18 protein-coding genes are annotated in these 21753 nt (G+C 39.2%); 11 read left to right on the forward strand and 7 right to left on the reverse strand.

The genetic code is table 11. From position 1 onward, the window contains the following. Positions 1 to 38 precede the first annotated feature (38 nt). Positions 39 to 512 carry a DUF2808 domain-containing protein gene (locus GNE10_RS04470; RefSeq protein ID WP_185563840.1) on the forward strand — a complete coding sequence of 158 codons (474 nt, stop codon included), beginning with the start codon at positions 39 to 41 and terminating at the stop codon, positions 510 to 512. Positions 513 to 699: 187 nt separating this feature from the next. On the opposite strand, the gene GNE10_RS04475 is transcribed toward GNE10_RS04470, so the two are convergent. Both GNE10_RS04475 and GNE10_RS04480 read right to left on the reverse strand, forming a co-directional pair. Then, positions 700 to 2316 carry a glycosyltransferase family 39 protein gene (locus GNE10_RS04475; RefSeq protein ID WP_185563841.1) on the reverse strand — a complete coding sequence of 539 codons (1617 nt, stop codon included), beginning with the start codon at positions 2314 to 2316 and terminating at the stop codon, positions 700 to 702. 823 nt (positions 2317 to 3139) lie between these two features. Further along, positions 3140 to 7081, reverse strand: coding sequence for a right-handed parallel beta-helix repeat-containing protein (locus GNE10_RS04480; protein WP_185563842.1), 3942 nt, complete (start codon positions 7079 to 7081; stop codon positions 3140 to 3142). A 423-nt stretch (positions 7082 to 7504) separates the two neighbouring features. Here GNE10_RS04480 and GNE10_RS04485 point away from each other — a divergent pair, with 423 nt between their 5' ends. After that, entirely contained in the window at positions 7505 to 7942 is a 438-nt protein-coding gene (locus tag GNE10_RS04485; protein WP_185563843.1) for a GNAT family N-acetyltransferase, read from the forward strand. 78 nt (positions 7943 to 8020) lie between these two features. Continuing rightward, complete coding sequence (locus GNE10_RS04490; protein WP_185563844.1) at positions 8021 to 8713, forward strand: HAD family hydrolase; 693 nt, start codon at positions 8021 to 8023, stop codon at positions 8711 to 8713. 144 nt (positions 8714 to 8857) lie between these two features. Here the strand turns inward: GNE10_RS04490 and GNE10_RS04495 are convergent, their stop codons facing one another. From GNE10_RS04495 to pdxA, 3 genes are read right to left on the reverse strand one after another with little or no spacing between them, the layout of a single operon-like run. Then, the gene (locus GNE10_RS04495) at positions 8858 to 9121 is read right to left on the reverse strand and encodes a hypothetical protein (RefSeq protein ID WP_185563867.1); all 264 of its coding nucleotides are present in this window, start codon (positions 9119 to 9121) and stop codon (positions 8858 to 8860) included. Positions 9122 to 9145: 24 nt separating this feature from the next. Further along, on the reverse strand, positions 9146 to 9484 hold the full coding sequence (locus GNE10_RS04500; protein WP_185563845.1) for a type II toxin-antitoxin system RelE/ParE family toxin: 339 nt from the start codon (positions 9482 to 9484) through the stop codon (positions 9146 to 9148). 39 nt (positions 9485 to 9523) lie between these two features. Beyond that, positions 9524 to 10612, reverse strand: a complete 1089-nt coding sequence (gene pdxA / locus GNE10_RS04505) for a 4-hydroxythreonine-4-phosphate dehydrogenase PdxA (protein ID WP_185563846.1) — start codon at positions 10610 to 10612, stop codon at positions 9524 to 9526. Positions 10613 to 10834: 222 nt separating this feature from the next. Here pdxA and GNE10_RS04510 point away from each other — a divergent pair, with 222 nt between their 5' ends. The 6 genes from GNE10_RS04510 to GNE10_RS04535 all read left to right on the forward strand — a co-directional run bounded on the left by GNE10_RS04510 (position 10835) and on the right by GNE10_RS04535 (position 15778). Then, positions 10835 to 10939, forward strand: a complete 105-nt coding sequence (locus GNE10_RS04510; protein WP_185563847.1) for a PetM family cytochrome b6-f complex subunit 7 — start codon at positions 10835 to 10837, stop codon at positions 10937 to 10939. A gap of 334 nt (positions 10940 to 11273) precedes the next feature. Then, positions 11274 to 12272 (forward strand): SDR family oxidoreductase, encoded by a 999-nt coding sequence (locus GNE10_RS04515; RefSeq protein ID WP_185563848.1) that lies wholly within the window; start codon positions 11274 to 11276, stop codon positions 12270 to 12272. A 165-nt stretch (positions 12273 to 12437) separates the two neighbouring features. After that, entirely contained in the window at positions 12438 to 13355 is a 918-nt protein-coding gene (locus tag GNE10_RS04520) for an NAD(+) kinase (protein ID WP_185563849.1), read from the forward strand. A 189-nt stretch (positions 13356 to 13544) separates the two neighbouring features. Continuing rightward, a complete protein-coding gene (gene nblR / locus GNE10_RS04525; RefSeq protein WP_099068719.1) occupies positions 13545 to 14231 on the forward strand; it encodes a response regulator transcription factor NblR in 687 nt (228 codons plus the stop codon). Between the two features lie 334 nt (positions 14232 to 14565). After that, complete coding sequence (locus GNE10_RS04530; protein WP_185563850.1) at positions 14566 to 15072, forward strand: DUF192 domain-containing protein; 507 nt, start codon at positions 14566 to 14568, stop codon at positions 15070 to 15072. A 478-nt stretch (positions 15073 to 15550) separates the two neighbouring features. Then, complete coding sequence (locus GNE10_RS04535; protein WP_099072571.1) at positions 15551 to 15778, forward strand: DUF2949 domain-containing protein; 228 nt, start codon at positions 15551 to 15553, stop codon at positions 15776 to 15778. Between the two features lie 307 nt (positions 15779 to 16085). On the opposite strand, the gene GNE10_RS04540 is transcribed toward GNE10_RS04535, so the two are convergent. Together GNE10_RS04540 and GNE10_RS04545 are read right to left on the reverse strand one after the other, a co-directional pair. After that, entirely contained in the window at positions 16086 to 17237 is a 1152-nt protein-coding gene (locus GNE10_RS04540) for an alanine--glyoxylate aminotransferase family protein (RefSeq protein WP_185563851.1), read from the reverse strand. 770 nt (positions 17238 to 18007) lie between these two features. Further along, positions 18008 to 19423 (reverse strand): folate/biopterin family MFS transporter, encoded by a 1416-nt coding sequence (locus GNE10_RS04545; RefSeq protein WP_185563852.1) that lies wholly within the window; start codon positions 19421 to 19423, stop codon positions 18008 to 18010. Positions 19424 to 19852: 429 nt separating this feature from the next. Here GNE10_RS04545 and GNE10_RS04550 point away from each other — a divergent pair, with 429 nt between their 5' ends. Together GNE10_RS04550 and GNE10_RS04555 are read left to right on the forward strand one after the other, a co-directional pair. Then, positions 19853 to 21067 (forward strand): anhydro-N-acetylmuramic acid kinase, encoded by a 1215-nt coding sequence (locus GNE10_RS04550; RefSeq protein WP_185563853.1) that lies wholly within the window; start codon positions 19853 to 19855, stop codon positions 21065 to 21067. Between the two features lie 230 nt (positions 21068 to 21297). After that, entirely contained in the window at positions 21298 to 21744 is a 447-nt protein-coding gene (locus GNE10_RS04555) for a hypothetical protein (protein WP_185563854.1), read from the forward strand. The last annotated feature ends 9 nt before the right edge of the window (positions 21745 to 21753 follow it).

The raw sequence follows: 21753 nt of genomic DNA on the forward strand, positions 1-21753 counted from the left end.
AATAGAGATAATTAACTGATTAAACAAGGAGAATTCTGATGAAAAACATGATTTATACGGTTTTTTATACCTTAGTTATTGCATCTTCAGTTTCTACAGTTTGGGCAAAAAATCCAAATGATGCTAAATTTTCACATATAGGAAATAGTGCTGCTATTCCTAACAATGCTGATACACTGGATGCTACTCATAAGTTTGATGTTCATGTCCAAGGTAAAGCGATTTCAGAATTAACGATTCATTTACCAAAAGGAGTAAATATTGATAAAGGAATTGAAGTCCAAAATAAATTAAGTCAAAAAATTCCTACGACGGTTTCTATGAATGCTACCAAAGCTACGGTAGTTTTTGCAGAGCCAGTAGCGCCTGGTACAAGCATATCAATTCGTATGAAAGGAGTTAATACTCAAGGTTACGAGAAAACTTGGCATTATCCAGTATCAGTCAAAAAGGTTGATATGAAAGAAGAAATTTCACTCGGTTTAGCCAGGATTCAAACTTACGGTGGTTAAGCTAACTAACCACTGTTTCAGCTTTGCTGTACCTGTTGGAACTTGCTAAGAATCATGTAAGTATGTGTTTCACTTATTAAGTTTCAAAGAACTCCAAAAAATAAATTATTGCACTTGAAGCATTGACTGTTGACGGTTCACAGTTAACAGTCAACATAGCAATGAAATATTTTCTACTTGCAAGTTTCTAATTGAATTTAATTATTTTCCAGAGAAGTTTGTTTATCTGTTGTAACTTTAAGTTATAAGTTTTCTCAATTCCAGATTTTAAAAAATCAGAAGGCTGGAACAAAAATATGTCATTAAATTCACTAGGAATTTCGGGTAATTTATTTGAATCAACGATTTTAAACTGTACGTTTGGCAAAACTAAGTGACTGAGTATTTGTATTTCTGGAACTATTTTGGCATCACTAATTAAAAGTGCTTTTTGATATTGAGAAACTATGTTCGCCACCTGTGGATATTCTTCATATTTTTCCGGAAATTTGTTCCACCACATTTGAGATTGAGAACTGATTCCGCAAGATATGATGCCACTAATAATTATCAACAAACTTGCCAATGACCAAAACTTTTTTTGAAAAGCTTTTTTATAGTTAAACCTGATTTTATTGGCTAATAAATAAGCAATACTTAACTGTATACCTAAAATACAGGGAAGTGTATATCGACTAGTACCATATCGCTTGTGAAACACAAAGTCTAAAATTACTAAGGGAAGACCCACAGATCCAATTAATGTTAAAACAAATAACCATACTCTTTTATTAGTTCTTCGGCAAAGAACATAAATTGAATAAATAATTAGAACTAAAATAATGCCGATAAAAGGAATCAAGGCAAATTTAAGTTCCTTAGAGTCACTAGGACTAACACCTAAATCAAGAACCACACGACTAATAATTCCAGCCCATCTTGAAGCTGAATCAAATAAAGTTTGTTTTACATTCGCCCAATATACTGCATCTGAGTGACTATTTGTAACTATAATCCAAATCCAAGGTACAAAAGTTATAAACCCTACAAAGGATGCTAACAGGTAATAAATTGAAGTTTTACTCAATCGAAAGCGTTCAATTATCGCTACATAAATTGCCTGTGCAACAGCAATAAAACCAAAAAATATATGACTATAAAATGATAGTGATAATGTTGCTGCATAAATGCACCAACTAACCTTGGTTTTCAAACGCATCGCTCGCAGTAGCGCTGCGCTTGATATTAAAATAACTACCATCCATAAACTATAAGCTCGTGCTTCTTGTGCATATATGACATGAGCAGGTGAAACAGCTACCAACGCCATCGCTATCCACCCCGTTAGCGAAGATCTAAATAATTCTTGACATAGCCAATATATACAAGGAAATGTTAACAAACTAATAAAGGCCGAAAAACTTCTTGTTACTGCTATAGAATTACCAAATAACTTCACCCAAAATCTAGTCAGCAAAACGTGTAATGGTAAAATATGTGCGTCTTCTATAACTATGCCTTTCATGACATCAATCGTAGTTTTTTCTGGATTAGGATATTGGTATTTATTTAGTTCTTCTTTATTAATTAAATTACCATTACGTAATTTGTTTTCAAGTTCTGACTCCGTATATCCAGATATGCGTAATGATGATACAACTTCATCACTCCAGTAAATCTTTTTATCAAGATTCACAAAGCGGAAAAACACACCTATTACTAATAAAATAATTATTAAAAAGCGTATCAAAGATTGAAAAAAAAGCCTGTTTTGTGAAAATAGATTTTTCATTTCCATTAAAATTTTAAGTGAAGATAACAACATTTAATTTTGTTAATTTATTTTAATATATTACTACAATTTAAGTTATTTTTTATTTAAAACTACCTGTTAAATTAACTTCAAAATGAATTAAAAACGAGTATGTTTAATTATATTAAAGTTGGAATTAGTCAGAAAATAATTGTATTTTTCAAGAGAAATTTATTGAAGCTCGTATATGGATAAGTATATTTATATGGTGATTAAAATCTTTATGTAATATTTTATATTAGATATACATTCAAATTGAAAATACTCTTAATAAAGATAAAAAGATTCAATGAAGTTTTTGCTAAAAATTTTAAATATTCTTTGCATAACTGGAAAATTCCAGTGAAATTGAGGTTTATTGAAACCCTGAGTAAATATTATTTTTCAAGAGTTTTAGCTGAAGCTAACATTAGTAGTAATTAAGGCGTTGCATGTATGATGTATATGAGTATCCTATCTGATAGTCATCTGATACTATTTATTTATATAGCAACCTATTGCATCTACATTAATTTACCAAGTGTTTGCATTAGTTCTGTTATTTTTGCTCCCTTAGCTAACCATATCTGCCAAAAGCCCTCTGTACCATCAGAGGGCTTTTATTTGCTTTCAACTTGGTTAGGACTCACGTATGCTAAACGAGAAATTACAGCAATTTTCAGGTAAATACACCATCCTGTAGGGGCCATACCTACCACAGACGTGGTTCAAATAGATGAAAACTGCTGTAATTTTTGTGGAGTGAGTGTCTTACCCAACCTAATTATGCAGGACTTACGCAAGTGTATTAGTATAAAGCTATTCTACAGACTCTTTGAGCTAAACATGACTCTGATTATGGGGAGTATTGAAAATCTGAAATGTTGTCAAGGAAAATAAAATAATTGCCAATATCACTAAATTGATTTCCGGTAATTGTGACATCTACTGAGTTGATGGTATCATTGCCATTGTTAGTTGTATTAACACCGTTTCCATCAATTAGTGACAGAACATTGTTAGAGATGTTAGCACTGCTAGTAACGTTATCATTAAAAAATTCTAGTTTAATACCATTAACAAAATTCGAGTCTCCTGGGTTAAAATCTCGGATATTGATAATTGTATTCTCAGATATTGTCAAGATTGTCTGAGAATTATTCCTAACTTGGAAATTCATGCCATCTTTATTATTTATGTCGTTGATAGTATTCCCAGAAACACTAATATTGTTAGCAACAACATCATCAGCAGCTTGGAAGTTGATACCATTTGAAATCGTACTTGTGTTTACTCCAGTGATTTGATTGTTATTAATATTTATACTGCTTAAATTAGCATTGCCTGTTAATTGAACATCTACACCACTACCAATATTAGAAATAATATTATTATTAATGTCTACTGTACCGGATGCACTACCAGACAAATTAACACTAATATCATTGGAGTTTTCTGACAAATTATTATCACTAATTGTTAAATTCACGCTATCTGTAGAATTTTGGGTAAAGATACCAAAACTGTTATTCAAACCGTTAATAATATTTCGATTGATGGTAACTGTACCTGTGACTTCAAATAAAGCAATACTGTCTTGATTCGCATCAGTAATTGTATTGTCTTCTATATTGAGAGTACCGTGGGAATTTTCCACCTGGATACCTTGACTACCTGCATTGGTGATAGCATTATCAGTAATTTTTGCTGTTTCAGCACCACTTAATTTAATTGCTACAGCTTGGGGATTTTCGATAATGTTGTTTATCACTTCTAAATTGCCTTGCAAATTATCTAATTTAATACCTTCAGCAGTAGTATTTAAAATTTGATTTTCTGCAATACTGACATTCAAAGTAGTTGTAGTGCTAAAGTTACCAGCATGAATACCGCGTCCAGCTATGTCAGAAAGATTATTACTACTAACACTAACTGTAGAATTGACATTATCAAAAATTTCTAGATTGATACCATCAGCTAAATTTAAATCTCCGGTATCAGTATCTCTGATATTGCTAATTGTATTATTAAAAATTGTCAAGCCAGCACGACTATTTCCATTAAGTTGAAGATTAATTCCATCCCCATTGGTTATGGTGTTGATAGCATTACCTGAGACAGTTACATTATCAGCAATAACATTATTAAAAGTTTGGAAATTGATACCATTAGATGTGATATCTGCATCAACTCCAGCAATTTGATTGTTGTTGATAGTTATACTACTTAAATTAGCACTATCTGATAATTTCACATCTACAGCCGTGCCATTATTAGTTATGGTATTGTTATTAATTTCTAAGGTTCCTGAAGCAGTACCCGCTATACTGATGGCAATATCTTTAAAATTTTCTGTCAATTCATTGTTGATAATTGTTAAATTGACATCACCTGTAGTATTGGTAAAGTCAATACCACTGCTATTGTTACTACCGTTGATATTGTTCTGACTAATATTTGCCGTACCTGCGATTTCTGATAACTTAATGCTTGCTTGTTTGCTATCAATTAAGGTATTATTATTAATATTTGTAGCACCGCTAGCAGTTTCTACTACAATACCCCCATTGCCAGTATTGTTAATGCCGTTATCAGTAATTGTGGGAGAAACAACTTGAATTAGGTGTATGCCATCTCCAGAGACATTATTGATAGTATTACCATTAATTGTAGGACGAGCGATCGCATTATCTATTGCTTGTAATTGAATAGCGCGATCGCCACTATCACCACTGCCAATATTTTGGATAATATTATTAGCAATAGTCACAGTTACATCTGCTTTATCTCCCACTGCAAAGTCAATTCCATTATTATCAGAGGTATCTAAAGTATTTTCTGTAATTGTGAAGTTTGTAATACTATTATTAAACAAATTCGCTGCTATATTTGTAGCTTCTGGCTTTAATAAATCAACTTTGATACTACTATCACCAACATTACTAATGATGTTGTTGATAATGGTAAAATTAGCTTCAGAATTAGCAATGGCAGTAATTGAAATTCCTTCATCAATAATGTTAGTCAAGGTATTTCCACTTATTAAAAACATACCTTGACCAAAGTTACCTAAGTTCAACTTGATACCATCTGCACCAGAACCACCATTAACTTGACCATTGTAAATAATCTGGTTATTCAGGATATTAGCTGTAATACTGGCGTTGCTACTACAGGTTTTATTGATAAACGCTACATCAACATCACGACAGAGATTAACTTCAATTCCATTTACTCTATAATTAGTATCAACATCAAAGTTAGTAATGATGCGGTTATCGCTAATTGTTAAATCTGTAATCCCCTGGTAATTCCAGACAAAAACCCCACTTTCTAAACTAGTGTCAATTGTAGGACTGCGGGTATCAATAATAGTATTTCTGGCAATTTCTACTGTACCTATGACATTTTCTAAATAAATACCTCCGCTAAATGCATTGGTTATTTGATTATCTAAAATTCTCACATTACTAATATTAGTTCCCTTCACACCTCTGGCATCATCAGTCCCAGGAATTTGAAGATTAAATCCCGAAATCACAGTATTATTCCCCAGTGTAATTAATCCATTTCCAGTGGGAACCATACCCGTAATTGTTGGATTTATCCCACTACCAGATAAAGGTAGGGTGACAATTCCCAAATCTTTGACATTAACTACTTGTAGAGGGCCATTAGAGAACACTCGAACACCATCGGGAATAGTAAATGGCGGAAAAACAGTGGTTGAATTAGAACGAACATAAATAACATTGTCTGCTTTAGCCACCGCCAAAGCATCAGCAATTGTGCCAAAAGGAGCTTCAAAAGTACCATTACCAGTACCACCAGGAGCTACATGAATAATGATGGAGCGATCGCTAGTATTATTATTTGTAGAAGTATCAATATTATTTGTAGAACCTTGATTTCCTGATTCAATGCTTGCAGCAAAACTATCAGTTCTGTTTTCAACAGCAACTAAAATATTAGCTTGGTTTTCTACCGTTGTTGCCATCCGTGCTAAAACACTATCTTTCTTGGGCTTGCTTCTTCTACTACCACTACCAGGGAAATTCGCACCAATACTAAAAACCAGCCTAGTATCAAATAAGTCATCATTTTGCAGAGAAAGACTCAAACCTAAATAATCATTCGGACGAGCTTCAATTCTCGTTTTCCAACCAAAAGCTTCCCTTGATTGACCGCCAGAATAGTAGTATACACCTGCATAGCCCCGCAAATCGCCGCTACCAATTTTTGTCAAACGCGTACCCACTTCTGCATCTACACCAGACAGCGCCACTTCTAAAAAGCGCGATCGCTCTATAATTAATGAATTACCTTGAAACAATGGTAGATTTCTTTGGTCAATTTGTTTTTCTGAAGAATTCAAAGGCAGATAAGCATTAAAACGAAAATCCCAACTACCTAAAGCTTCAAAACCTAACCCTAATCGCTCAAAATTACTTCTACCTGTGTCGCGAGTAGAATAAGAGATATAGCCACCAATAATCCGATTATCTTTGGCACTAAAAAATCGATGTCCTAACAATATATTGCTAGCTAAATTAGAATCATTGTCTAATAAAATCCTGCCTTGTAAAAAAGTCAAACTATTCCCAGGAGTTTGTAAAACAGGCAAAAACCCCTCAAAAGTGCTAAATGATTCATATCCTCCACCCTCAGTGGTGTAGCGTACTCCCAAGCGGGGTGAAAATATCGGTTCTGGTTCTGGTATTGTTTGAGCGATCGCTGTTGACGCACAAGCCAAAACCCCAAACAAAGTAACGCAACCCAAATATTTCAAACTATTCATTGGTAGACCTGATATATAAAACCCAAATCAATGTAGAGACGTTGCACTGCAACGTCTCCTGTTCTCCAAACATTAGATAAACCTGCTAGTAGAATTTTTGCGGCGAATACCAATTACACAAGGACGAGGAATACCCGTAGATTGCTACTGTGTGAAGATTCCAAAACAGTCTTCAACTTTGACAGCTGCTAGCCAACTACTCATTCGTTATCTATGTATTTAGTCAATACCAGTTAGCTGATACAGCCGAAGATATGACCGCTTACATCTTAGTTGTATTTTTTCCAACTGTCACTATAGTTAAAGATGCTTAAAAATCGCTGCTAAAAACAAGGAAGCATCAGGGGTGTAAGGACAACACAAATGAACCAAATTGGTTTTATAATTCTTCGCACTTATTCACACTATTAAATAAACATTCAAATGCTTGAGTATAAAATATCAATTGCAAGTCAGCCATACTCTAAAGAAGTTGAGTTTATTGACAAGCAACTTCACGAATTCAATGTAGACAAGATTGGCGATTATCAATATACGCCATTGTTTTTACTACTTCGTGATTCTCAGAAAAACGTAGTCGGCGGCTTGGAGGGTTTTATTGGCTTGGGATGGTTCCACATCAGTACTCTCTGGGTTGCACAAGAGTTAAGAGGTGATGGATATGGAAAAGTACTACTTTTTACCGCAGAACAAGAGGCTGTTAATCGTGGTTGTTTACACGCTTATGTTTTCACTTACAGTTTCCAAGCTCCTGGATTTTATCAGCACTTGGGTTATGAAGTATTTGGAGAGTTGGAAGATTTTCCTCCAGGTCATCGCCGATACTTTCTAAAAAAGTTTTTACAAAAAACACTTAGTTAAATTCAACAGTGCAGATTAGCGATCGCAAAACAACCACATAACTGAGATAATTTTAATAAAAATTAATATTGTGTAGCAATGCTAAGACTAATTACTGACTTTGACGGCCCAATTATCGATGTTTCCGAACGCTACTACCGAGTTTATCAATTTTGCTTGGAAAAAACTCGTCGCCCAGACCAAGCAGTAAAAGAACTTCCCAAAGCAGAGTTTTGGGAGTTAAAGCGCAACCGCGTTCCAGAAAAACAAATCGCCTTAAATTCTGGTCTAGATGAAGCCCAAGCACAAGAATTCGCTCAGTTGCGGCGACAAACAGTACATACACAACCTTACTTCGAGTATGACACCCTTGCACCGGGCGCTGTGGATGCATTGTTAAAGATTCAACAAGCCGGAATTGATTTGGCTGTTATGACTATGCGCCGAGTCAAGGAACTAGATTATGCCTTCAAAAAATATGATTTAGACAGATTTTTCCCCGAAAATCGTTGTTATTGCCTGAGTAACGACTACGTTAAAACCCGTGACATTGAAGATAAACCTTTGTTGATGGCCAGAGCAATAGAAGAACTACCTGCTGCTGCTGATACCTGGATGGTGGGAGATACAGAAGCCGACATCACCGCAGCCAAAAAACACGATATTAAAGCCATTGCAGTGGAATGTGGCATTCGCGATCGCACTCAATTAGAACTTTACCACCCCGACTTAATTGTTAAAGACTTAAGTGCTGCTGTAGATTTAATCCTAGAGCCTAAAAGTTTTACCTAGATTCGTCATAATGGCTCAAAACCTGAGCGTGACACATGAATAACTAAATATTTTTACTGAGGCTGTACTATATAACTTGGGTTAATTTGGGACGTTAATACCAAACTGACTCGGTAATTTTGTGTGCGCGAAAGCCTCAGACAGTCATACTAACTTCACTGTTACTGCTAGCTGTAATCCCAATGCATCCAGTAATTTACTCAGGCAATAAAATTCAATTTTTCCTTCCTCAGATAACATCAAGTAAAGTTGCTCATAGCATTGCTTAACTTGCGCTGGAAACCGATCGATTCCACCCTGTGCTTCAACGATATTTGTGAGCGCTTTTACTAACATTTTAGGGTCGCCCTCTTCTAGAACTACTTCTATATAAGATGCTGCTTCTAGTGGGTCTTGTAAATGCTTAATTAGTCCTTCGTGATAGCTTAACTTCTAGGCATTATCTCGGCTCCTATAGTCTTTCCAATATTCATGAGCTTTCACAATATCTTGTTCCTGAGTGCTTTTATCTCCACCACATAAAAGAATAATAACTGTTATCCCTTCTTGTCCAAAGTATATGCGGTAGCCTGGGCCATAATCGATTCTTAATTCGCAAACACCTTCTCCAACTGACTTATAATCACCTAAATTACCATCTTCAACTCCATCGAGTCTGGTTCTTTTTTTAGCTTTTGCTCTTCTATCTCGCAGAGAATCAAGCCACTCATCAAAAACATTTTTACCGTCTACTGTCAAGTAATTCCTAATTTCTCTTGGTTGCACTTCCATGATTATCTGGAAAAGTCTATTTATAAATCATGAAATAATTCATAGTTTTACCGCCAACCTTTGACTAACTAACTCAGCCGCTAAATCTATGGCCGCCTTCATACTCGTAGCATCAGCAATTCCTTTACCCGCAATATCAAATGCTGTTCCATGATCTGGTGAAGTCCGCACAAAAGGCAGACCAATAGAAGTATTAACTGCTCGGTCGAACGCCATCAATTTCACGGGAATTAAGCCTTGGTCGTGGTAAAGTGCCAAGTAGGCATCAGCAGGATTTGAAAGGTGAGAATTTCCGTACCAAGCTTGACCAGGCTTAACCCACATAGTATCAGGTGGTATCAGCCCGTCTAATTGTAATTGCGGTCTGTTTTGCCGTTCTTGCTCCAACCAGGGAATTAACCAATCTTGTTCTTCACGTCCCAATTGTCCCTGTTCTCCACTATGGGGATTTAAACCTGCGATCGCAATTCTCGCTTTCTCAATGCCAAAGTCTTGGTTTAAACACTCCACTAACAAATCCAGTTTCTCTGTCAACAACTGGGGTGTCAATGTTTCAGGCACTTGACACAGAGGAATATGTGTGGTAGCAAGTAAAGCACGGAGTGTCCAATTAGTATGGGGCGATCGCGCCACAAATAACATCCCAAAGCGCTTAACGCCAGACTTCTGAGCCAGCAGTTCTGTTTGTCCTGGGTAATCGTAGCCTGCGGCTTTCCAAGCAGACTTAGCGATGGGCCCAGTGACGATACCATCAAATTTACCCGCCAGTGTTTGGGCGATGGCATATTCCATATAAGCAAAACTAGCCGCACCACTAGCAGCATTACCTATTCCTGGAATAATTTCACCATTAATTTCCTCGTTTAACTGTACATCGATTACTGACAACAGCTCTGGATTAACCAAAGGTACTAAATTTTGAGTTAAATTTAGCCTTTCATAAGTCTGTGCCAGTAAATCTCGGTTACCCACTACAGTAATGTCATATTTTTGACTGATTGTCGGGTCTGCTAAAGCTTTCAAAATCACCTCAGGCCCAATTCCTGCTGGATCTCCCAAAGTTAACGCTAAACGCGGAGGATTTTCTTTGCCAAAATTTTCTAAATTACCTTGATGATTTTGATACATAAAATTTTCTCATAATTATCATCCAATTCTCCCTCATCCATCCGATCCCCCCGATCTCCCTCATCCCCCCTCCACAGTAGAGATTGCCTCCAAAACCAGTAGGGATTACCTGCTAAACTAGTTTAAAATTATTTACACAGGTCTAATATCGCAGAAACTATCGAAAAGCTTCTGGTAGACCCACTTTACACAGGCCAACTTATATTAAGGAGAATCACACTAATGGGCGCCGAAATTTTGAATGCAGCTCTATTGTCCTTCGGTTTAATCTTCATCGGCTGGGGCTTAGGCGCGTTGTTACTAAAAATTCAAGGCGGAGAAGAATAGTTGACACTTGAGAGCCAAGTTGCTTGCAGCCGGGAAATCCGTCCAACGCACTGGCTCTTGTTGACGCTCAAAGTTAGGAGTAGACGCCATTAATCCTTGTCTCTACAAGAGTTAACAATTGTTCTCCTTGTTCCCTTGTCCCTTCATCTCCCCCACTCCCCATTCACTTTTCCACCCCTAACTCACAAAAAAGCTTGTCTGCCAACCGGACAGCCGTTTTCTCATGAATCTCTCAAATTCAATGGATTTTCTGAAAAAAATGTAAATTTTTGTTTACATTTAATTATTCTGATAAGATTCTTTTCATAAAACATTAAGATATATTACAACCCTCATGACATTATTAATCGTCGGTGCCACTGGCACCTTAGGAAGACAAGTGGCTCGTCGTGCTATCGATGAGGGATATAAAGTGCGCTGTCTAGTCCGCAGTAGTAAAAAAGCAGCTTTTTTGAAAGAATGGGGTGCGGAACTGGTATCGGGAAGTTTGCGTTACCCAGACACCATAGAAACAGCCTTAGAAGGAGTAACCCAAGTAATTGATGCTTCGACATCCCGCCCTACAGATTCACTAAGTATCAAACAAGTGGACTGGGACGGTAAAGTAGCATTAATTCAAGCTGCAAAGGCAGCGGGTGTAGAGCGTTTTATATTCTTTTCGATTTTAGATGCTGATAAATACCCAGAAGTGCCGCTGATGGAAATTAAGCGATGTACAGAACTGTTCTTGGCTGAGTCTGGCTTAAATTACACCATTTTGCGGCTAGCTGGTTTTATGCAAGGGTTAATTGGTCAATACGGAATTCCCATTTTGGAAGGACAACCAGTTTGGGTAACTGGTGAATCTTCTCCCATTGCTTACATGGATACCCAAGACATTGCTAAATTTGCCATCCGCGCTTTGAGTGTGCCAGAAACAGAAAACCAAGCTTTTCCCGTAGTAGGTACTCGTGCATGGAGCGCAGAAGAAATCATTAGCTTGTGCGAACGCTTATCTGGAAAAGAAGCCAGGGTGACACGGATGCCCTTAAATTTACTGCGTGCTGTGCGCGGTTTTATGCGCTTCTTTCAATGGGGATGGAACGTAGCAGACAGGCTGGCATTTACAGAAGTCTTGGCTAGCGGTAAACAATTAAATGCTCCAATGGATGAAGTGTACAGAGTATTTGGTTTAGACCGAGAACAAACCACAACTCTAGAAAGTTATCTGCAAGAGTACTTCAGCAGAATTATGAAGAAGCTTAAAGAGTTAGACTACGAAAAAAATAAGACTAAAAAGCAGAAATCTAAAAAAACTCCTTTTAAACAATCTTCAAAAGCCAATAGCCAATAGTCATTAGACTTTGGAATCTAGACATTTAACAGCGAACTATCCGGCGCTGACCGCTTGCGGTACAGCGCACTCTTTTCCCAGATTTAGCTAAATTAATGACTAGATTGTCAAAAATGTGTAACGATTACATAATACAGAGCATTGCCTAAACTTGGATATTTGAGTGTGCCGAAAGCAGGCATTATCTACAACGACGTTAAACCGGTAGCGGGTCGTGTCGCTATCGAGTTGAAAGACAAGCTAACCGCAGCCGGTTGGAATGTGTGTGTCACATCGAGTATCGGTGGCATATTGGGCAACTCTACCCCTGATAGTCCAGTACGCCACACCCCCCTAGACGGTCTAACCCCCCCCGGTTTTGACTCAGATATGAAATTTGCGGTGGTGTTAGGAGGAGATGGTACTGTTTTAGCAGCATCTCGCCAGGTAGCCCCCTGTGGTATTCCACTGTTAACAGTAAATACCGGTCACATGGGATTTTTGACAGAAATTTTCCTCAATCAATTACCCCAAGCACTGGAACAGGTGATGGCGGGTGAGTATGAAATTGAAGAACGAGCCATGCTCACTGTCAAAGTGTTTCGTGGAGATTCAGTACTGTGGGAAGCTCTGTGCTTGAATGAAATGGTGCTGCATCGGGAACCCTTAACCTCCATGTGCCATTTTGAAATTGCCATCGGGCGTCATGCGCCAGTAGATATTGCTGCGGATGGCGTGATTGTTTCTACACCAACTGGTTCCACAGCTTACTCATTGAGTGCTGGCGGCCCAGTAGTGACTCCTGGCGTACCTGCTCTACAGCTAGTACCTATTTGCCCCCATTCTTTAGCTTCTAGAGCATTAGTATTTCCAGACACAGAATCGGTCAATATTTACCCAGTCAATATTCCTCGGCTGGTGATGGTAGTGGATGGGAATGGGGGTTGCTATGTATTACCAGAGGATCGAGTACATATAGAGCGATCGCAATATAGTGTCCGATTTATTCGCCTACAACCACCAGAGTTTTTCCGAATTTTACGAGAAAAATTAGGCTGGGGTTTGCCACATATCGCCAAACCAACTTCTGTAGAATTACCATAATCATGGGACATAGGGTATGGGGATGGGGCATAGGGCATAGGGCATAGAGCATGGGTAAGAGGCAAAGGGGCATGGGGTAGAGGGGAAGATCATCTCCCCTGCTCCCTGCTCCCTGCTCCCTGTTTCCCTGCCTCCCTCATCTTCTCCATGCCCCGTGCCCCATGCCCCATGCCCATATCCCAAATTCTTATGACAGTTGCTCAAAGTCCCTGTGTTGTGGTGATTGAAACCGATGAAAATCTAGCAAATCAGCTTGCTTGCGATTTGTTAGAAGCCGGCTATGAATCAATTTTGGCTCATGATGCAACTAGCGGGCTACAACACTGTCGCGATCGCCAGCCTGCTTTAATTGTTTTAGACCGAATGCTAGCAGGAGAATCAGGACTCTCATTGTGTAAAAATCTCAGAAGCATTGGTGTGCGATCGCCTGTGTTGATTTTAATGGCAAGGGATACAGTTGACGATCGTGTAGCTTGTCTAGAAGCTGGAGCTGATGATTACATCCTCAAGCCTTACCGTTCAGAAGACTTTTTGAAGTTAATTCGCCTCTACTTAAAACCCGATGTGGATACCACGGAGCAATTACGCTTCGGAGATTTAATTTTAGATATAGCAACTCGCCGTGCCATACACAACGGGCGGCCAATTGATTTGACAATGAAGGAATTTGAACTTTTAAAATTCCTAATGGAACATCCCCGTGAGGTCTTAACCCGCGAACAAATTCTAGAAAATGTTTGGGGTTATGATTTTCTAGGTGAATCAAATGTTATTGAAGTTTATATTCGCTACTTGCGTCTCAAAATTGAAGATGAAGGCCAAAAGCGCCTCATACAAACAGTGCGGGGTGTCGGCTATGTTTTAAGAGAGTCATAGTCAGCTAATGCACGCTAAATAAAGCATAACTACTTCTGGTAATTGTTGACCGTTAACTGTTGACCGTTGACTGTCAACAGTCTAATCTTCCGTTCTCGTCTGAGAAAAGGTTAAGGGCTAAGGGGTAAAGTATAGACTTCTAGGAGAAGTCGGAAAAAGACAAGGGGAAAGGAGATACATGTTTGGTATTTTCCCTTTCCCCTTTCCCCTTTCCCCTTTAACCAAACCATATTGGCCTGTTTCATCAAAAGTCTCTAAAATATCCCCTATTAGAATCCAAAATCGGATAAATTCTGTAAAATTGAAATCTAAATTACAAAATCAAAAAACTAATATGACTCGTTGGCTAAGCTTGCTCTCGATGTTATTAGGTATTTTGCTGATGGGTTGTTCTGCGCCGACAACAGCCATACCTTCTACCCCCACATCTAATTCTCCAACTCCAGCGCCAGAAAATTTAGGTCAAAAACTACCAATTTCCGCTAAAGCTATTGTTCCCAATGGCACAACTATTCAATTAGAAGTAGCAAAGACGCCGCAACAGCAAGCGATGGGCTTGATGTATAGACCTGCTTTGCCAGATGACCGAGGAATGCTATTTCCCTTTGCTTCACCACAACCAGTTAGCTTTTGGATGAAGAATGTACCGGTATCCTTGGATATGGTATTTCTACAAAATGGTGTGGTTAAATATATACAATCATCTGCACCCCCATGTGCTAGCGAGCCTTGTCCTACCTATGGCCCGAATACACTAATTGACAAAGTAATTGAACTCAGATCTGGACGAGCTGCGGAATTAAATTTAAAGGTCGGGGATGTTATCAAAATTGAGTTTTGAGCCTCTGGTGCCCTATTTTGACCTCAAGCTATCAAAATCTATGTTGTTTTTGTAAAAAATGTCACTTTATATGGTAAAACAGTCAGTTATGAGGCTACTATTTAAAAACTGTGGTAATAATGTAAAATCCTACCGTCTTTAAGCTGAAATCGCAGTTTTCAGTTTCGATTGTAAAAATATTCCCTTAGACGTAAGTGTAAATAGTCGTCAATAGGGGACTATAGGCTATGGAATCTTTGTTACTACATGTGTAATTAACTTAGAGTACACAGTAGACGAGATGAACTCAATTTAACTAAGTAAAAATACTGCTTGAAATTCGAGCAGATGATTTGTCAAAAATTTTTATTTCCAGACTTTCTGTGAGAAGCCTGCTTTTAGGTAGACCAAGAAAATTGGGTCTGGATGTCTGGTCGATAGCGACACAGTGACAGATGAAATATTGGCTACTAGCTAGCAATTAATCATGAACTGATATATGACAATACACTCTGCACAAGGAGGTGAGACACAAATGTCACCATCAAAATATTCTCGACTTATTAATTTTTTGCAGGAAGATTTGGCAATTTCCGCAGCTTCACTAGCGGTGGCACTTCGTCATCGCGAGCAAGACCCAGGCCCTTTGCCAATGATTCTTTGGCAGTATGGATTGATTACTCTAGAGCAGTTAGAGCAAATTTATGATTGGCTGGAGACAGCATAATTAAGCAATTTAAAATCCAAAAGGAGGAAAAGCCATCGTGTTAGTTTGCTTGTTATTAACTGGATGCCAATTGAAGTCAGGGTAGTTTATGAATAGCTTATTCAAAATAATTGAGGCATATCATATCCACTCTAACTTATGCAAAGGTTGACATATGGAGAAATTGTCTCTAGCGGTTTTTACTAATTTGCATACAAATCACAAGAGCGAGCTGATGATTCTACTCGCTCTTTTGATTTGTCATTGGTCATTAGTCATTAGTGAGTTAAAAATAACCAATGCCCCATGTCCTATGCCCCATGCCCCACTAATCTGTAAACACCTTAGCGGCTGCTGCTACACCAGATCCTGGGGTGAAGTCTTCATAGCCAAGTTCTCTTAAGGTAACTTCTAAGGATGCTATGCAGCTGAGGATATCGCGATCGCTCACAAAACCCAAGTGACCTATACGGAAAATTTTATTGCTCAGATGGTCTTGACCGCCTGCTAAAGCAATATCAAAGCGCTTTTTCATAAATGACCGAATCTTATCCGGTTCAATTCCCTGTGGCGCTACAGCTGTAATCGCTGGACTAGCGTAATTGTCGGCTGCAAACAGGGGTAAGTTTAATCCTTTAACGGCGGCGCGGGTGGCATTTTTCAGGCGTTCGTGTCGAGTAAATATTGACTCTAAGCCTTCTTCTTTCATGATTCGCAATGTGGTATGCAGCGCGACAATCATGTTTACAGGAGGAGTAAATGGGGTGGTATTTTTAGCTGCGGCTTTGCGATATTTGCCTAAATCTAGATAATATTTTGGTAATTTTGCGGTTTTGTAAGCTTCCCAGGCTTTGGGGCTAACGGAGACAAAACCCAATCCCGGCGGAATCATATAACCTTTTTGGGAACCAGAGGCGACTACATCCAAACCCCAAGTATCTACAGGTAGATTGAACGCGCCCAAGCTAGTCACAGCATCAACAATAATTAATGCTTCACCGTGTTCTTTAACGTGGCGATTGATAGTTTCTAGGTCATTCAACACACCCGTTGAAGTTTCACTGTGGGTGATTATGACAGCCTTGATTTCCTTTTGGGTATCTGCTTGGAGTTTTTGGGCAAAAACTTCTGGATCTAGAGGTTTTCCCCATTCAACCTTCACTTCTTCTACATTTAAACCGTAGGCTTGACTGATTTCTACCCAACGTTCGCCAAATTTACCGTTAGAACCAACTAAAACGCGATCGCCTGGAGACAGGAAATTAATTATACCAGCTTCCACTGCACCAGTACCGCTGACATTCAACATGAGCACATCACTTTGAGTTTGGTGCAGCCACTTGAGGTTTTCCGTTACCTCTGCCAAGATGTTGCTAAATTCACCTGTCCGGTGTCCAATCGGATGCTTGGCTAATGCCAGTAAGGCCGCTTCTGGCACTGGCGTGGGGCCAGGAATCATCAGCATCAGCTTATCGTTCATGTGTCTATCCTAAAGTCAAATAAAAGTCAAAATTCTGGGAAGTTGGCTAAGCCTGGTAGCAAATTCTAGATATTTCTCTACAAGTTACACTCAGTTTGTCACCAGTCTCGTTGTGTATTTTCCAAGTTTATAGTCAAACTATCGCCGTAGTTAATCAAGGGTCAGTTTATTATTTAATACCTTTGTTCCAGGAAATCAATCTTACCACATACTTAGAACGTCGATTCGGTATTCAAAAATTGTTGATATCCCGTACTAGGAACTGGATATTGGCTATTTTCTCATCCTCCCAGTTGCCAATCACCAATTCTCAACTCAGGCGATCGCCAATAAATTATCAATTTTTATAGTATATTCATCAATTCGTTACATAATTCATCAGTATTTTTCGCTACTTTTCACAGTGAGTCGTTTTTAACTAGTGTCAGTTTAAAAACTGTCACTCATCAGAACCTTGGTTCGATGGCAGAAGGGATATTCTTAATTAGTGCAAGGAGTGATACCATTTCACAACATGTTTGTCACAAGTTATCCCTGCAATGCTCCTTCCTGAGGGAGTACTGTAGATTACAGATGTTGCATCAAACTAGTGAGTTGGTACAAAGTTATACGGGGAAGCGCTTGGGTGAGCAAAACTCTCAAGTGCTTTTTCGTGTATAAATAAAACACTAGGAAACTCTAAAAAATCAATTATTGTGGTTGAACTTGTTGACTGTTGACGGTTAACTGTCAACAGTCAACAGCAAACAATATTTTTTACTTGAAAGCCCTTACTCAATTACTCCTGACTCTGGTTTTCGGACTACTAAATCAGACATTAAATCGGGCAAAAATGGTTGTTGCTCATCTTTTGATGTCTGAATTTTCTCTTCAGCAGTAGGTAACCAGCCGATAAATGGTAGAGGTAAGAGGCGGCTGAGATTAGTAATTAATACCAACAGCCAAAGCAAATCGAAGTTTGTGGCTGTGATTCCCAACCAATGGGTGATTAATGCCCCAAGTGCGTGGGAAACGGTTCCTCCTAAATTGAAAATTGACATTATCAAGGCAAATAATGTTGCTTCTACCCCATCAGGACAGACCCTTGCTGCTAGCACCATCACTTGCATAAAGGCAATTTTCCCCATCACAGAGAGAATAAGGCTATCACCCAAACTAAACCAGTGGTCATCTATACCCAACAACCGATTAGTGTGAGTGATTAATAAAATCATTGTCATCCCTAAAATTGAGGAAAAAACAGCACTCCAAGCAAAAACTACACGAAAAGGAATGCTTTTGAGAAAACGTTGAAAAATCCAAACACCAGCCAAAGAAGCAAAACTTGTCACCAAATGCACCCGTCCCAAGAATTCTGGTTCAAAGTGTAATTCGTTGGTGGTGAAGTAGAAAAAGGCTGAATCAGCACTTGGGGTAGCTTGCCAAATGAAGATAAATGCTGTTGGTAGCCAAATGTTTTTTTGGCTGATGACTTGGCGTAGCTGTGCAAGTTGATGTTTGATTGGTGGGATGTTAGTGCGATCGCTATCTTTACCTTCTTTGTTAATGGGAGACTCAGCAATCAACCAAGCTGCTGCTGAAACAATCAAAGGAAATAAGGCAACGATCCAAAACAGAGTATGGGTACTAAAGTATTGCAGTAGAAAACCACTCAAGTATGCTGTTATCAAACTTCCGATGGCAGAACTACCCCAACACAGTGATTGTAGTGAACCTGCTTTGGCTTGTGACTCGCCTCTAGCTCGTTCCACAACCAATGAGTCAACTATGACATCACTCATAGCAACGGAGAGAGAACTCAGACCGATGGCGATGGCAGCTGCCCAGCTAGTATGAACTATGGTTGCCATACTTACCCAGGAAACAGTCCCCAGTATCCCCGATAAAATTAAATAAGGACGCCGACGATAGCCAAATATCGGCAAGCCATCAGAGATAAAACCAAACACCGGCTTAATCATCCAAGGTAAAAAGGCAGCTCCCAATAAAGCCGACACTTGGACTGGACTTAATAGCAATTCATCTTTGAGGAAAAAGCTCACAGCTAAACGCGATAGCCCTAAAATTCCTTGGACGAAGTAAACTGCGAGGATTGCTATTAACTCAGCATTTGGTTGATTGCCCAAAAAGATTTTTTCTGTGACTGAATCTTTTACCTTGGACAAGCCAGATGATTGAATCAGCATTTGATAAATATTTTTTAAGTTTTATCTACTTTTCCATCATATCGACTTCTCCCCATGAAGCCCGCCGCTTTTCCATAAAAATTAACCAGCAGATGAATAGCAAGTAAAATCTTGAAATCAACATCAAGTCCTGACAAGTTGTTTTACATAAAAATTGCACATTTTTTGGAGATGCTATTAAGGGAACTCCAAAAAATAAATTATTCTGGTTCATGTCGTTGACTGTTGACTGTTGACCGTTGACACTCAGCAGTCAAGAATCTCCTATGGAATATTTTTTTACTTGGAAGTCCTCGGTGGACTGAACACTAATAACTCTCATAGCAAGGGACTGGTGGCTGGGTCAAAAGTCTGTTAATGTCCTAACCACCTTGGCTGTTGCTATAACTGTTAAACTACCGTTCGTAATCTAAAATAAAAAATTTGTCAATGCATCCGAATGAAAAAGCTACTATCTCTACTCGTGTTATTGGTTTAATTAGTGGCACATCTGTAGATGGCATAGACGCAGCCTTGGTAGAGATTTCCGGCGAAGAATTAGATCTCAAAATTGAGTTGCTAGCCGGAGAAACATACCCCTATCCGGCTGAACTGAGAGAAAGAATATTAGCCCTTTGTGCAGGTGCAGCCATATCAATGGCAGAATTAGCTCTCATAGATGATGCCATCGCCTTTACCTTTGCTCAAGCTGCCCAAAACATTCAAAATGGTCACCAGGCGGCTCATTTGATTGGCTCCCACGGTCAGACCGTTTATCATCGACCAGTTGGGAAATGGGAAATGGCAAAACAAAATACTTCCTATTTTCCACTCCCCACTCCCCACTCCCCACTAGGCTACAGCCTCCAACTAGGGCGCGGTGCCTTAATTGCCCATCTCACAGGCATTACAACTGTGAGTAATTTCCGTGCTGCTGATATCGCCATTGGTGGTCATGGTGCGCCTCTAGTTCCTAGAGTGGATGCCTATTTACTCAGCCATCCCGAAGAAGGACGTTGTATTCAAAACATTGGTGGTATTGGTAATGTTGCTTATATTCCGTCTCGGCATGGCGACTGGCTCTCAAAAATTCGTGGTTGGGATACTGGCCCTGGAAATAGCCTGTTGGATTTGGCGGTGCAGCATTTAAGTGCTGGTGCTAAAACTTACGACGAAAATGGCAATTGGGCAGCCAGTGGTACTCCTTGCTATCCATTGGTAGACCAATGGCTCAAACAAGAATATTTTCATCTACCACCGCCTAAATCTACTGGTCGAGAGTTATTCGGTTTGACATATTTAGAACAGTGTTTCAAAGATGCCCAAGCCTATCAACTCAATGCTGCTGACATATTGGCAACTCTCACAGAACTAACAGCTGCTTCAATTGTTCATAGTTACCAGACTTTTTTACCAGAAATGCCACAACGAGTACTGTTATGCGGTGGTGGTAGTCGTAATCTTTATTTGAAGCAAAGATTACAGTTATTATTAGCATCAGTACCAGTCTTAACTACAGATGAAGTCGGCTTAAGTGCAGATTTTAAAGAAGCGATCGCTTTTGCAGTTTTAGCTTACTGGCGAAATTTGGGTATTCCTGGCAACCTGCCTACTGCCACCGGGGCACCTGGTGAAGTTCTTTTAGGGGAAATTCATCAATACTGAGTAGGGAGTAGGGAGTGTGGGGAAAAGGTGAGATTCAAAGACAAGGTAGACAAGGGAGATGACAGTTATCAGTTGACTGTTCACTGTCCAATGCCCAATGCCCAATGACGCCACTTGCTCCAATTGGGGAGACCCCAAGACCGCAGTGGCTCCCCCATGCCCAATGCCCCATTCAACACTTCTATAACTGTAGTCTTGGCGGCACTCCATCGCGACAGGAAATATAAAAGGTGGCTCATACTTTTTTATTGGAATCAGGACGCTGGACAATACAAGGGAATTGGCTAGAACGTAATGGTATGCCAATCAATGTCAAGGGTATGACCTTGGTAGCTTGGAATCGAGATAACTGGTTTACTATGGCCACAAAGCTGATATTCCCAGGCAGCGATCGCTCGGAAATTTCTCTACAATACAAGGGACGCTTGCATGAGGGAGAACGCCAGTATACTTTTTTGCTCCAACATAATATCTTAGGTCAGGTTGAAGGCGAGGGTTGGATTGGTTTGGATACTATTGTGCAGCGTTACTGGGTGTTAGGCGATCGTCAGCGTCGTAGTGGCTTTGAAACCCTACACAGGATTTCTGAAGATACATACTACCTAAGTAGCGGCATCTTGACTGGTCATTTTTTAACTAACACAATGGAAGCTAGCCTAGAACGCCAGATACTCTAGTACTCACAA

The sequence above is a fragment of the Nostoc sp. 2RC genome, assembly GCF_014222165.1.
GTDB lineage: Bacteria > Cyanobacteriota > Cyanobacteriia > Cyanobacteriales > Nostocaceae > Nostoc > Nostoc linckia.

Coding starts and splice junctions, on each gene's coding strand:
- GNE10_RS04470 (WP_185563840.1), top strand. CDS start 39: ATGAAAAACATGATTTATACGGTTTTTTATACCTTAGTTATTGCATCT.
- GNE10_RS04475 (WP_185563841.1), bottom strand. CDS start 2,316: ATGTTGTTATCTTCACTTAAAATTTTAATGGAAATGAAAAATCTATTT.
- GNE10_RS04480 (WP_185563842.1), bottom strand. CDS start 7,081: ATGAATAGTTTGAAATATTTGGGTTGCGTTACTTTGTTTGGGGTTTTG.
- GNE10_RS04485 (WP_185563843.1), top strand. CDS start 7,505: ATGCTTGAGTATAAAATATCAATTGCAAGTCAGCCATACTCTAAAGAA.
- GNE10_RS04490 (WP_185563844.1), top strand. CDS start 8,021: ATGCTAAGACTAATTACTGACTTTGACGGCCCAATTATCGATGTTTCC.
- GNE10_RS04500 (WP_185563845.1), bottom strand. CDS start 9,484: ATGGAAGTGCAACCAAGAGAAATTAGGAATTACTTGACAGTAGACGGT.
- pdxA (WP_185563846.1), bottom strand. CDS start 10,612: ATGTATCAAAATCATCAAGGTAATTTAGAAAATTTTGGCAAAGAAAAT.
- GNE10_RS04510 (WP_185563847.1), top strand. CDS start 10,835: ATGGGCGCCGAAATTTTGAATGCAGCTCTATTGTCCTTCGGTTTAATC.
- GNE10_RS04515 (WP_185563848.1), top strand. CDS start 11,274: ATGACATTATTAATCGTCGGTGCCACTGGCACCTTAGGAAGACAAGTG.
- nblR (WP_099068719.1), top strand. CDS start 13,545: ATGACAGTTGCTCAAAGTCCCTGTGTTGTGGTGATTGAAACCGATGAA.
- GNE10_RS04530 (WP_185563850.1), top strand. CDS start 14,566: ATGACTCGTTGGCTAAGCTTGCTCTCGATGTTATTAGGTATTTTGCTG.
- GNE10_RS04535 (WP_099072571.1), top strand. CDS start 15,551: ATGACAATACACTCTGCACAAGGAGGTGAGACACAAATGTCACCATCA.
- GNE10_RS04540 (WP_185563851.1), bottom strand. CDS start 17,237: ATGAACGATAAGCTGATGCTGATGATTCCTGGCCCCACGCCAGTGCCA.
- GNE10_RS04545 (WP_185563852.1), bottom strand. CDS start 19,423: ATGCTGATTCAATCATCTGGCTTGTCCAAGGTAAAAGATTCAGTCACA.
- GNE10_RS04550 (WP_185563853.1), top strand. CDS start 19,853: ATGCATCCGAATGAAAAAGCTACTATCTCTACTCGTGTTATTGGTTTA.